At 59.1% G+C, this 12,693-nt stretch carries 9 protein-coding genes; 5 read left to right on the top strand and 4 right to left on the bottom strand.

The annotated features are described in order from the left end of the window. The 4 genes from fdx (at position 1) to sseB (ending at position 2,803) form a co-directional block, all read left to right on the top strand. Positions 1 to 336: an ISC system 2Fe-2S type ferredoxin gene (gene fdx / locus AA74_RS0116500; protein ID WP_003860652.1), complete on the top strand. Its 336-nt coding sequence runs from the start codon at positions 1 to 3 to the stop codon at positions 334 to 336. 1 nt (position 337) lies between these two features. Further along, positions 338 to 538, top strand: coding sequence for a Fe-S cluster assembly protein IscX (gene iscX, locus AA74_RS0116495; protein WP_003860650.1), 201 nt, complete (start codon positions 338 to 340; stop codon positions 536 to 538). A gap of 60 nt (positions 539 to 598) precedes the next feature. Further along, a complete protein-coding gene (gene pepB, locus AA74_RS0116490; protein WP_025912825.1) occupies positions 599 to 1,885 on the top strand; it encodes an aminopeptidase PepB in 1,287 nt (428 codons plus the stop codon). 141 nt (positions 1,886 to 2,026) lie between these two features. Beyond that, positions 2,027 to 2,803, top strand: coding sequence for an enhanced serine sensitivity protein SseB (gene sseB, locus AA74_RS0116485; protein WP_008502151.1), 777 nt, complete (start codon positions 2,027 to 2,029; stop codon positions 2,801 to 2,803). A gap of 17 nt (positions 2,804 to 2,820) precedes the next feature. On the opposite strand, the gene AA74_RS0116480 is transcribed toward sseB, so the two are convergent. The 4 genes from AA74_RS0116480 to AA74_RS0116465 form a co-directional block, all read right to left on the bottom strand. After that, positions 2,821 to 3,591 (bottom strand): MurR/RpiR family transcriptional regulator, encoded by a 771-nt coding sequence (locus AA74_RS0116480; RefSeq protein ID WP_021241864.1) that lies wholly within the window; start codon positions 3,589 to 3,591, stop codon positions 2,821 to 2,823. Beyond that, entirely contained in the window at positions 3,591 to 4,436 is an 846-nt protein-coding gene (gene sseA / locus AA74_RS0116475) for a 3-mercaptopyruvate sulfurtransferase (protein WP_021241863.1), read from the bottom strand. Before sseA ends, AA74_RS0116480 begins: the two co-directional genes overlap by 1 nt. 90 nt (positions 4,437 to 4,526) lie before the next feature. After that, positions 4,527 to 5,894 carry a 6-phospho-alpha-glucosidase gene (locus AA74_RS0116470; RefSeq protein WP_008502148.1) on the bottom strand — a complete coding sequence of 456 codons (1,368 nt, stop codon included), beginning with the start codon at positions 5,892 to 5,894 and terminating at the stop codon, positions 4,527 to 4,529. 12 nt (positions 5,895 to 5,906) lie between these two features. Beyond that, positions 5,907 to 7,451 (bottom strand): PTS transporter subunit EIIC, encoded by a 1,545-nt coding sequence (locus tag AA74_RS0116465; RefSeq protein WP_025912824.1) that lies wholly within the window; start codon positions 7,449 to 7,451, stop codon positions 5,907 to 5,909. A gap of 288 nt (positions 7,452 to 7,739) precedes the next feature. Between AA74_RS0116465 and AA74_RS0116460 the strand changes: the two genes are divergently transcribed. Beyond that, positions 7,740 to 12,692: an alpha-2-macroglobulin gene (locus AA74_RS0116460; RefSeq protein WP_025912823.1), complete on the top strand. Its 4,953-nt coding sequence runs from the start codon at positions 7,740 to 7,742 to the stop codon at positions 12,690 to 12,692. Position 12,693 lies beyond the last annotated feature (1 nt).

The raw sequence follows: 12,693 nt of genomic DNA, 5'->3' as shown, positions 1-12,693 counted from the left end.
ATGCCAAAGATTGTAATTTTGCCTCATGCGGACCTCTGTCCGGATGGTGCTGTTCTGGAAGCGAAGACCGGTGAAACCATTCTCGATGTAGCCCTGCGTGCAGGTATCGAAGTGGAACACGCCTGTGAAAAATCCTGTGCCTGCACCACCTGCCACTGCATCGTGCGTGAAGGTTTTGACTCTCTTGCCGAGAGCACCGAAGACGAAGACGACATGCTGGATAAAGCATGGGGTCTGGAGCCAGACAGCCGCTTAAGCTGCCAGGCAGCGGTGACCGATGAAGATCTGGTCGTGGAGTTCCCACGCTACACCATCAACCACGCACGCGAGCATTAATATGGGACTGAAGTGGACAGACAGCCGTGAAATCGGCGAAGCGCTCTACGACGCGAACCCGGATCTCGATCCGAAGACCGTACGATTCACCGATATGCATCAGTGGATCTGCGATTTAGAGGATTTCGACGACGATCCAAACGCATCCAATGAAAAAATTCTGGAGGCGATTCTGTTAGTCTGGTTAGATGAAGCAGAATAAATAACAAAACGGGCTGCCTTCAGGCGGCCCGTTTGCTAGTTGCTAATAAGGAAAAATAAAATGACCGAAGCGATGAAGATTACGCTCTCGAATCAGCCTGCCGACGCGCGCTGGGGCGAGAAAGCCACCTACAGCATTAATAACGACGGTATTACCCTGCACCTGACGGGCAATGATGATTTGGGCCTGATCCAGCGCGCCGCGCGTAAAATTGACGGTCTGGGCATTAAGCATGTCTCGCTGGAAGGCGAAGGGTGGGACACCGACCGCAGCTGGGCATTCTGGGCGGGTTACAAAGGGCCGAAAGGCACCCGCAAAATTGAGTGGGCGAACCTCGACGAAGCCGGTCAGAAAGAGCTGGAAAGCCGCCTGAAAATCATCGACTGGGTACGCGACACCATTAACGCCCCGGCGGAAGAGTTAGGCCCTGAGCAGCTGGCGCAGCGTGCCGTGGATCTCCTGTGCGGCGTGGCGGGCGACAAGATGTCCTACCGCATCACCAAGGGTGAAGACCTGCGCGAGCAGAACTACATGGGTATCCACACCGTGGGCCGCGGCTCCGAGCGTCCTCCGGTGCTGCTGGCGCTGGACTACAACCCAACCGGCGATAAAGACGCCCCTGTCTTTGCCTGCCTGGTAGGTAAAGGCATCACCTTCGACACCGGCGGCTACAGCCTGAAGCAGAGCGCGTTCATGGACTCCATGAAGTCCGACATGGGCGGCGCGGCCACCATCACCGGCGCGCTGGCGTTTGCGATTACCCGCGGTCTGAACAAGCGCGTGAAGCTGTACCTGTGCTGCGCCGACAACATGGTCAGCGGTAACGCCTTCAAGCTGGGCGACATCATCCGCTACCGCAACGGCAAAAACGTTGAGGTGATGAACACCGACGCCGAAGGCCGTCTGGTGCTGGCCGATGGCCTGATCGACGCATCTGCACAGAAGCCTGAGCTGATCATCGACATGGCGACTCTGACCGGTGCGGCGAAAACCGCGCTGGGTAACGACTACCACGCGCTGTTCAGCTTTGACGACAAGCTGGCCGCACGCCTGCTGGCGAGTGCTGCCGCAGAGAACGAGCCGTTCTGGCGCCTGCCGCTGGCCGAGTTCCACCGCAGCCAGCTGCCGTCTAACTTTGCCGAGCTGAACAACACCGCCAGCGCGGCGTACCCGGCGGGTGCAAGCACCGCAGCAGGCTTCCTGTCTCACTTCGTTGAGAACTACCACGAGGGCTGGCTGCACATCGACTGCTCCGCGACGTACCGTAAAGCGGCGGTTGAGCAGTGGTCCGCAGGCGCGACCGGTCTGGGCGTGCGTACCGTGGCGAACCTGCTGACGGCTGAGTAATCTTTTTTGCCGGGTGGCGCTACGCTTACGCGCGCCTTCGGCGTCATCATATTGCCCGGCGGCGCTGCGCTTGCACGGGCCTACGGTTTTGTAGGCCGGGTAAGCGAAGCGCCACCCGGCGTTATTTGAAGTAGCCAAACTATGTCAGATACCAAAAACGAATTAGAAACCCTGCTGGAGCAGGCGGCGACCGAACCCGCCCACCGTCCGGCCTTTTTCCGCACGCTGCTGGAATCCACCGTCTGGGTGCCGGGTACCGCCGCGGAAGGTGAACAGGTCGTAGAAGACAGCGCGCTGGATCTGCTGCACTGGGAGAAAGACGACGGCACGTCGGTGATCCCGTTCTTCACCTCGCTGGAAGCGCTGCAGAAAGCGGTAGAAGACGAACAGGCGTTCGTGGTGATGCCGGTGCGTACCCTGTTTGAAATGACGCTCGGCCAGACGCTGTTCCTGAACGCGAAGCTGCCGACCGGGAAAGAGTTTACGCCACGTGAAATCAGCCACCTGATTGGCGAAGAGGGCAACCCGCTCAGCACGCAGGAAGTGCTGGAAGGGGGCGAAACGCTGCTGCTCTCTGAAGTGGCCGAGCCACCCGCGCAGATGATTGATTCCCTGACGACGCTGTTCAAAACGCTCAAGCCCGTCAGGCGCGCGTTTCTCTGCTCCATTAAAGAGCGCGCGGACGAAAAGCCGGTGCTGTTGATCGGTATTGAAGCTGATGGCGATTTCGACGAGATCGTTCAGGCAGCGGGCAGCGTGGCGACCGACACGCTACCGGGCGATGAACCAATTGATATCTGCCAGGTGAAAAACGGTGAGAAGGGCATCAGCCACTTTATTACCGAGCACATTACGCCGTTCTACGAGCGTCGCTGGGGCGGCTTCCTGCGCGATCTCAAGACCAACCGCATCATCTGATGACAGCGGGGTGAATATCACCCCGTTGCTTCCAGCAGCAGTAAATCCATCAGCAGCACCAGATTCGACTCAAACGACGTCACCCCTGCGGCTTCGGCGGCGAAGTGTACCGCTTCGTCATAGAGCGCAAAGTGCACGTCGGCCATCTCCGCCAGCGTGTTGGCCGAGGCGCGGGTAAACGCGACGATCGTCATGCCGACGTTTTTGGCTATCCGCGCTTTATCCAGCACCTGCTCCGTTTCGCCGCTGCGCGAGACGGCAATAAACACCTGATAGCGGGCGGCATTGCTGAGAAAAATGTTCCGGCTGTCGCCCGGTCCGGAGATAAACGCCGTTTTGCCCATTACCTGTAGCTTCTTGGTCAGGTACTCCGCAAACAGATAAGAAAACCCGGCCCCGTAGAGAAAGAAGCTCTCTTTCTGGCGCAGCAGGTCGGAAAACTGCTGGCGTTTGTCCTGGGTAACCCACTGAAAGGTGTGCTGATAGTTGGCGATAAACTGGTTAAACAGCACCGGGAGTTCAGGACGCGACTGCGCCTGAGCGGCAATATGCGGCGTGTCGGAGAGCAGCTGCTTGCAGTGCCAGATAAACTCGCTGAAGCCGCTGAACCCCAGCTTCTGGCACAGTCGCATGATGGTGGCGGTAGAAACAAACGTCGCCTGCGCCAGCTCGCGCACCGTGATGTTGCCCACCAGCAGCGGATGCTCCGTGAGGTGGGCGAGGACGCGATACTCGGCGCGGGTCAATGACGCCCCGCGCGTTAACAGCGTGGCCAGGCGGTTATCCATTATTTCGCGGGTTCAACCGGCAGGTCGTCACGCGCGCCCCATTCGCTCCAGGCACCGTCGTAGAGCGTGACGTCGCTTACGCCGAGCGTGGCGAGCGCCAGAATGACCACGCAGGCCGTTACGCCGGAACCGCAGCTGGCGATAATCGGACGATGCAAATCCACGCCCTGACGTTCAAAAATGGCGCGCAGCTCGTCGGTGGTTTTCAGCTCGCCCTCAAACACCAGGTCGCCCCACGGCACGTTCAGCGCGCCCGGAATATGTCCACGCTTCAGCCCCGGACGCGGTTCATCCGCCTCGGCATTGAAGCGTGGCGCAGGGCGGGCATCAACGATTTGGGCCGTTTTTTCGTGGCTTACAACCAGCACGTCGGTCAGGCGTTTTACCACGTGTGCGTCGAACGTGGCATCGAACTCGCCTTCCGGCAGCGTGACGTCACCCTGCTGAAGCGGCAGTTCGTCACGCTTCCAACCCGCGAGGCCGCCCGCCAGAATCGAAACTTTTTCCACGCCGAAGTTTTTCAGCATCCACCACGCGCGCGGCGCGGAGAAGAGGTTCCCTTCGTCATAGACAACGAGGTGTTTGTCTTTGCTGATGCCCAGCTCGCGCATCGCCACGGAAAACGCTTCCGGGCGCGGCAGCATGTGCGGCAGGGGAGAGGTGTGATCGGAGAGAGCTTCGATATCAAAAAATACCGCACCCGGCAGATGCCCGGCACGGTATTCACCGGGCACGTCACGATGCTCTTGTCCCGGAGGGGCCATACGCGCGTCGATAATCTGCACTTCCGGATCGTCGCCGTGCTCAATCAGCCAGTCGGCAGCGACAAAATATGAGGTGGACATGGGTTGCCTCCATTCTTTTCCGTAAAAAAGGATTGTCGGTGTTTTTTCTGACACCGACAAGCAAACCACGTTCAACTCGCGAGCAAGCCCCTATTTTTTCACCGGTTCGCCGTCCTGCCAGGCTTTTTGCAGCGCTGGCCAGTAGTCGCGGTTGGCTTCAATCATCTCATCCAGAATCGCTTTTGCATGTTCCATGGTCGGCACGGTGCGGTTCAGGGTAAATGCCTGCAACGCTTTTTCATAGCTGCCTTCGATTGTCGCCTCTACCAGAAGCTGTTCAGACGCGAGCTGCTGTTGCAAAAGGGTCTGATGGAACAGCGGCACCTGGCCGACGCGAATCGGTTCCGGGCCTTCGGCGGTGATATAAGCGGGAACTTCCACCACCGCATCGTACGGCAGGTTGGTAATCGCCCCGCGGTTTTCCACCATCACCAGATGGCGGCTTCGCAGGTTGAACGCCAGCGAACAGGCGACGTCAACGATAAATTCACCGTGGACGCCCACGTGGAAGGCATCCGGTAAAATTCCGGTGCGTTGATATTCTTCGGCGGCGGCGAACAGCTTTTTCTCGCGCCCGTTCATCACTTCGTTGGCGCGGGTATAGTCCGGGTTCTGATGCGCCACAATCTGGTTCGGCATCAGGTAATACTGCAGATACGGGTTCGGCAGATACTCGGGGAAGTTGTCCATGATCGGCTTGATATTGCGCCAGGTTTTCACCCACGACGGATCCGAGTGCTGCGGGTCGGTTTTAGCCGCATCTTCCGTCAGCAGGCCAAACTTCGCGATATGCTTACGCAGCGCCGGGAGCTTGTCTTCGCCGTCCACCAGCACGCGGGTAAACCAGCCGAAGTGGTTCAGGCCGAAGTAGTCCACTTCCAGTTTATGACGATCCACGCCCAGAATGGCGCCCATATTGCGCATCGCGGCAACCGGCATATCGCAGATGTTCAGCACCCTTGCGTTCGGGCGCAGGCGGCGCACGCCTTCCGCGACGATCGCGGCAGGGTTGGAGTAGTTCACGATCCAGGCTTTCTCATGCGCGTAGCGATCGACCAGATCGATAAGCTCCACCATCGGCAGGATCGTGCGCAGGCCGTAAGCCAGCCCGCCGGGGCCGCAGGTTTCCTGGCCCACCACGCCGTGACGCAGCGGGATCTTCTCATCCTGCTCACGCATTTTGTACTGGCCGACGCGCATCTGGGCGAAGACAAAATGCGCGCCGCTAAAGGCCACTTCCGGGTCACTGGTGACGGTAAATGTGATGCGCTGACTGTGGTCGCGAATGACCTTCTCGACGACCGGCGCAATGGTGTTCTGACGCGCTTCGTCGATATCGTAAAGGCGAATTTCGGCCAGCGGGAAATCCTGCAGGCGCACCATCAGGCTTTTCACAATGCCCGGCGTGTAGGTGCTGCCGCCGCCGGCAATCGACAGAATGAATGGGGGTGTTAACATCTTTAGCTCCTTTCAGAGAAACGTCTCAACGGCTTCTCGCATTTTTTTGACATGCAGCCCGTAGACCACCTGAACGTTGTTACCTTGTTTGATAATCCCTTTCGCGCCAGTCGCCTTCAGGCGCGGCTCGTCGATAATGGCGACGTCCTTTACCGTGACGCGCAAGCGGGTGTAGCAGTTGTCCACCACTTCAATGTTTTCCCGACCGCCCAGCCCCACCACGATGGACTCGCCCAGACCGTCGTTATTGCCCTTCGCCTGGTACTCCTGCTTGCTGTAGAGGCGCGTCTCCTGGTCCTCATCTTCACGGCCCGGCGTTTTCATGTTGAAGCGCAGGATCAGGAAGCGGAACACCACAAAGTAGAGGGCGAACATGATCAGCCCGACAAAGATGTACATCGGCCAGTTGGACTTGGCCGTGCCGAGCGGCAGGTTGTAAAGGATGAAGTCGATAATCCCGTTGGCGCCGATGGCGTGAACGCCCAGCAGCGAGAACAGCATCATGCCGATGCCGGTCAGCACCGCGTGCACCACGAACAGCAGCGGGGCGACAAACAGGAAGGAGAACTCAATCGGCTCGGTCACGCCGACCAGCAGCGAAGTCAGTGCCGCCGGGATCAGAATCGCTTTCGCCGCCGCTTTACGCTCTGGCCTGGCGGTCATATACATCGCCAGCGCCGCGGCAGGCAGGCCAAACATTTTGCTGATGCCGCGTGCGTCCCACACCACGGTGCTGCTGAGCTGCTTCACGTCCGGGCAGGCCATCTCGGCAAAGTAGATATTGCGCGCGCCCTGATAGGTTGCGCCGCATACCTCCTGCGTGCCGCCCAGCTCGGTATAGAGGAACGGCGTATAAACCAGATGGTGTAGGCCGGTGGGGACCAGAATGCGTTCCAGGAAACCGTAGATGGCCACGCCAAACGGCCCGGAGCCTTTGATGGCCAGCGCCAGGGCGCTAATGCCATGCTGGGCAAAGGGCCACAGTTCGCTCAACACCACGCCGAGCAGCATGGAGACGGGCAGCATCACAATGGCGACAAAACAGTGGCCGGAGTAAATCGCCATCGCGCCGTTAAACTGTACGCCGGAATATTTGTTGTACAGATAGCCGGAAAGCGCTCCGGTCAGTATCCCGGCAAAGACCCCCATCTCCAGCACCTGCACGCTCAGTACCAGCGTCTGTCCGGCCGCTTTCATCTGCGCCGCTGGCGCCAGTGCGCCCTGCAGCTGCAGCGTGACGTTCATGGCGTTGATGAATACGACAAAAGTGACCAGGCCAATCAGCGCGGCATATCCTTTATCGCGCGTTGCCAGGCCAATCGGAATACCGACGGCAAACACCAGCGCCAGGTTAACCAGCACCGACACGGCAGATTTTGCGATCAACTGACCAAGATGCTGAATCAGCGGATGACCGAGAAACGGCAGGTACTCGGCGAGATTACCGTTACCCAGCACGTTACCAAAGGCGATAAACAGACCGACGATCGGTAAGATAAGCACCGGTCCGTACAATGATTTTCCGAAATTTTGTAGGGCGTTCACGGCTCGTTTCATGGCTTTCTCTCTTTTTGAACCGCGCACTCGGGGTGCGTCATGGTCATAAAACTAGCAGTCTTCAGATGTGTTTACCCAGCTATCTTCTTGTTTTAAAAACAAATGACGTGAAAGGTAACATGTGACGTTATGCGCTGTGATCGCGGTTCCATCACGGCGTAGCGGCGTGATGCCATTCTGCGAGGCGTTTTCCAGATTCTAAAATTGGACTTTTTGAATTAATGAAACTTGCGGATAATACTTATCCGGACGACGACCAACAGGCCCCCTCTGGGCCAGGGACAAAGGATGAAACCGTTTCGCTTAGCCGCGCTCTCTCTTGCGCTGCTTACTACGTTTACGCTTGTCGGCTGTGATAACAGCGACGATAAACCTCAGGCTGCGGCTCCCGCGGCATCCACCGCATCCACACCAAAAGCCGCGGAAAAGCCAAATGCTGAAACGCTGGCTAAGCTAGCCGCCCAGAGTCAGGGAAAAGCGCTGACCCTGCTGGATGCTTCTGAAGTTCAGCTCGACGGTGCCGCCACGCTGGTGCTGACATTCTCGGTTCCGCTGAATCCCGATCAGGATTTCGCGAAAACCGTGCATGTCGTGGACAAAAAAAGCGGCAAAGTTGACGGGGCGTGGGAACTTGCGCCTAACCTGAAAGAGCTTCGCCTGCGTCATCTGGAGCCCAACCGCAACCTGGTCGTCACCGTTGAACGGGGCCTGCAGGCGCTGAATAAGGCGACGTTCGGCATTGATTATGAAAAAGCCCTCACCACCCGGGACGTCGAGCCTACCGTCGGGTTTGCCAGCCGCGGCTCGCTGCTGCCGGGCAAGGTGGTGGAAGGGTTGCCGGTGATGGCGCTTAACGTCAACAACGTGGACGTCAATTTCTACCGCGTGAAGCCGGAATCGCTGGCCTCTTTTGTCAGCCAGTGGGAATACCGCAACTCCCTCACCAACTGGGAATCCGACAACCTGCTAAAGATGGCGGAGCTGGTTTACACCGGTCGCTTCGATCTTAATCCGGCGCGCAACACGCGCGAAAAATTGTTGTTGCCCCTGAAGGATATTAAACCGCTCCAGCAGTCTGGGGTTTACATCGCGGTCATGAACCAGGCCGGGCACTATAACTACAGCAACGCCGCGACGCTCTTTACCTTAAGCGATATTGGCCTGTCCGCTCACCGTTATCATAATCGCCTGGACATCTTCACCCAGAGTCTGGAGAACGGTGCGGCGCAGTCCGGGGTTACCGTTACCCTGCTGAATGACAAAGGGCAGACCCTTGCCGAAGCGAAAAGCGACGGCGATGGCCACGCAAAGCTTGAGACCGACAAAGAGGCTGCCCTGATTCTGGCGAGTAAAGACGGCCAGACCACGCTGCTTGACCTCAAGCTACCGGCTCTTGATCTGGCGGAGTTTGATATTGCCGGGAGCCCGGGCTACAGCAAGCAATTCTTCATGTTTGGCCCACGCGATCTCTATCGCCCGGGCGAAACGGTGATCCTCAACGGCCTGCTGCGCGACAGTGACGGTAAGCCGCTTCCCGATCAGCCCGTGAAGCTTGACGTGCTGCGCCCTGACGGTCAGGTGGCTCGCTCGATCGTTGTTCAGCCTGAAAACGGTCTCTACCGATTCAACTACCCGCTGGACAGCGGGGCGCAGACCGGCATGTGGCATATCCGCGCCAACACGGGCGATAACCTGCAGCGCCTGTGGGACTTCCACGTCGAAGACTTCATGCCAGAGCGCATGGCGCTCAACCTGAGCGGACAAAAAACGCCGGTTTCACCGCAGGATAACGTCGACTTTAACGTGGTCGGCTATTACCTGTATGGCGCACCGGCCAACGGTAACTCTCTGCAGGGCCAGCTCTTCCTGCGTCCGCTGCGTGACGCGGTGGCCGCGCTGCCGGGCTTCCAGTTTGGTGATATCGCCGAAGAGAACCTGAGCCGCAGCCTGGATGAAGTTCAGCTTACGCTGGACGAGCAGGGGCGTGGGCAGGTTTCTACCGAAAGCCAGTGGAAAGACGTGCACTCTCCGCTGCAGCTGATCCTGCAGGCCAGCCTGCTGGAATCAGGTGGTCGTCCGGTGACGCGTCGCGCTGAGCAGGCTATCTGGCCGGCGGCTGAGCTGCCGGGTATTCGCCCTCAGTTCGCCAGCAAGGCGGTTTACGACTACCGCACCGATACGACCGTCAACCAGCCGATTGTTGATGAGAACGGCAACGCCAGTTTCGACATCGTGTATGCCGATGCCAGCGGCGCGAAAAAGGCCGTTTCCGGGTTACAGGTTCGTCTGATTCGCGAGCGTCGGGACTACTTCTGGAACTGGTCTGAGAGCGAAGGCTGGCAGTCTCAGTTCGATCAGAAAGACCTCGTCGAAGGCGAGCAGGAGCTGACGCTTAAGGCCGATGAAACGGGTAAAGTTACCTTCCCGGTAGAGTGGGGCTCTTATCGTCTGGAAGTCAAAGCGCCTGATGAAATGGTCAGCAGCGTGCGCTTCTGGGCAGGCTACAGCTGGCAGGATAACAGCGATGGCACTGGGGCCGCGCGCCCTGACCGCGTGACGCTGAAACTGGATAAGCCAGCCTATCAGCCGGGCGACACCATCCAACTGCACATCGCCGCGCCGGCCGCAGGCAAGGGCTATGCGATGATCGAGTCCAGCGAAGGGCCGCTGTGGTGGAAAGAGATCGACGTACCGGCAAACGGACTGGATCTCGCTATCCCGGTCGACAAGGCCTGGAAGCGTCACGACCTCTACCTGAGTACGCTGGTGGTACGTCCCGGAGATAAATCCAAATCCGCCACGCCGAAACGTGCGGTCGGTCTGCTGCATCTGCCGATGGGCGATGAAAATCGCCGTCTGAATATTGCGCTCGATAACCCGCAGAAAATGCGTCCAAACCAGACGCTCTCGGTGAAGGTGAAAGCCAGCGTGAAAGAGGGGGCCGTGCCGCAGAAGGTGAACGTGCTGGTCTCGGCGGTGGACAGCGGCGTGCTGAACATTACCGATTACGTCACGCCGGATCCGTGGCAGGCTTTCTTTGGCCAGAAGCGTTACGGCGCGGATATCTACGATATATACGGCCAGGTCATTGAAGGGCAGGGCCGTCTGGCCGCGCTGCGCTTCGGTGGCGATGGGGATGAACTGAAGCGCGGCGGCAAACCGCCGGTGAACCACGTCACCATCATTGCCCAGCAGGCACAGCCGGTTACGCTGGATGTCAACGGGGAAGGCACGATTACGCTGCCGATTGGTGATTTCAACGGCGAACTGCGTCTGATGGCGCAGGCCTGGACAGAAGACGATTTCGGCAGCAGCGAAAGCAAGGTTGTGGTGGCCGCGCCGGTTATTACTGAGCTCAACACGCCGCGCTTCCTGGCAAGTGGAGACACCTCACGCCTGACGCTGGATCTCACCAACCTGACCGACCAGCCGCAAACGCTGAACGTTGCCCTGACCGCGACAGGCAAACTGTCGCTGGAAGGTGGACAGCCGCAGCCGGTGCAGCTGCCTCCGGGGGCGCGGACCACCCTGTTTATTCCGGTGCGTGCGCTGGAGGGGTATGGTGACGGAGAGGTAACAGCACAGGTTACCGGCCTGCAGCTTCCGGGCGAGACCTTTGCACCACAGCAGAAGAGCTGGAAAATCGGCGTGCGTCCGGCATTTCCGGCACAGACGGTGAATACCGGTGCCATGCTCAACCCTGGCGAATCCTGGACCGCACCGGCGCAGCACAGTAACGGTTTCTCTCCTGCCACTCTGCAGGGGCAACTGCTGCTGAGCGGCAAACCACCGCTCAACCTGGCGCGCTATATTCGCGAACTGCAGGCCTATCCGTATGGGTGCCTGGAGCAGACCACCAGCGGCCTGTTCCCGTCGCTCTACACCAACGCGGCGCAGCTGACGGCGCTTGGTATCAAAGGTGATACGGACGATAAACGCCGTGCCGCCATTGATATCGGTATTTCCCGTCTGCTGCAGATGCAGCGTGAAGACGGTGGTTTTGCGCTGTGGGATAAAAACGGTCCGGAAGAGTACTGGCTGACGGCCTACGTGACCGACTTCCTGGTGCGGGCGGGCGAGCAGGGCTATAGCGTGCCTGCCGATGCGGTAAATAACGCCAATAGCCGTCTGCTGCGCTACCTGCAGGACCCGGGCATGATGTCCATTCGCTATAGCGATGATACTCAGGCCAGTAAATTTGCCGTTCAGGCCTATGCCGCGCTGGTGCTGGCTCGTCAGCAAAAAGCGCCGCTGGGCGCGCTGCGTGAAATCTGGGATCGTCACGATCAGGCGGCGTCCGGCCTGCCGCTGATGCAGCTGGGCATGGCGCTCAGGCTGATGGGCGATGCCCCGCGCAGCCAGCAGGCGCTGGATCTGGCGCTCAAAACGCCGCGCAACGACAGCAAAACCTGGATGGCCGATTACGGCAGCCAGCTTCGCGATAACGCGCTGATGCTCTCCCTGCTGGAGGAGTACAAACTGCTGCCGGATGCGCAAAATACGCTGCTGAATGCCCTGTCTGAACAGGCCTTCAGCCAGCGCTGGTTGTCCACTCAGGAGAGCAACGCGCTGTTCCTGGCCGGACGTTCGCTGCAAACTCTGTCAGGTGCATGGCAGGCGAAAACCTCCCTGTCAGATTCCGCATCAGGTGGCGATAAAGCGCAGGTACAAAACGTGAGCGGCGACCAGCTTGGCGCGCTGCAGGTCACCAATACCGGAACGACACCGCTCTGGGTACGTTTGGACAGCACCGGTTATCCGGAATATGCCCCTCAGCCGAGCTCGAACGTGTTGCAGGTCGAACGTCATATCCTGGCAACCGACGGCAGTACGAAATCACTCTCTTCGCTGAAGAGCGGCGAGCTGGTGCTGGTGTGGCTGGAAGTTAAAGCCAGCCAGAACGTGCCGGACGCGCTGGTGGTAGATCTCCTGCCTGCGGGGCTGGAGCTGGAAAACCAGAACCTGGCAAGCAGCAGCGCCAGCCTGCAGGACAGCGGCAGTGAGGTGCAGAACCTGCTCAGCCAGATGCAGCAGGCGGACATTCAGCATATGGAATTCCGCGACGACCGCTTTGTGGCGGCCGTGCCGGTAAATGAAGGTCAGCCGGTCACGCTGGTTTATCTGGCGCGCGCCGTGACGCCGGGAACCTACCAGGTGCCGGTTCCGATGGTCGAGTCTATGTATGTGCCGCAGTGGCGGGCAACGGGTGCGGCCAGCGGCCCGCTGATTGTTGTTCCGTAAT

It is taken from the genome of Enterobacter sp. 5-4, from assembly GCF_000612205.1.
Taxonomy (GTDB): Bacteria; Pseudomonadota; Gammaproteobacteria; order Enterobacterales; family Enterobacteriaceae; genus Enterobacter; species Enterobacter roggenkampii.
Note: the sequence above shows the minus strand (reverse complement) of the source record. Positions and strands in the feature narration are given on the sequence as shown.

Coding starts and splice junctions, on each gene's coding strand:
- sseB (WP_008502151.1), top strand. CDS start 2,027: ATGTCAGATACCAAAAACGAATTAGAAACCCTGCTGGAGCAGGCGGCG.
- pepB (WP_025912825.1), top strand. CDS start 599: ATGACCGAAGCGATGAAGATTACGCTCTCGAATCAGCCTGCCGACGCG.
- AA74_RS0116480 (WP_021241864.1), bottom strand. CDS start 3,591: ATGGATAACCGCCTGGCCACGCTGTTAACGCGCGGGGCGTCATTGACC.
- AA74_RS0116465 (WP_025912824.1), bottom strand. CDS start 7,451: ATGAAACGAGCCGTGAACGCCCTACAAAATTTCGGAAAATCATTGTAC.
- sseA (WP_021241863.1), bottom strand. CDS start 4,436: ATGTCCACCTCATATTTTGTCGCTGCCGACTGGCTGATTGAGCACGGC.
- AA74_RS0116470 (WP_008502148.1), bottom strand. CDS start 5,894: ATGTTAACACCCCCATTCATTCTGTCGATTGCCGGCGGCGGCAGCACC.
- iscX (WP_003860650.1), top strand. CDS start 338: ATGGGACTGAAGTGGACAGACAGCCGTGAAATCGGCGAAGCGCTCTAC.
- fdx (WP_003860652.1), top strand. CDS start 1: ATGCCAAAGATTGTAATTTTGCCTCATGCGGACCTCTGTCCGGATGGT.
- AA74_RS0116460 (WP_025912823.1), top strand. CDS start 7,740: ATGAAACCGTTTCGCTTAGCCGCGCTCTCTCTTGCGCTGCTTACTACG.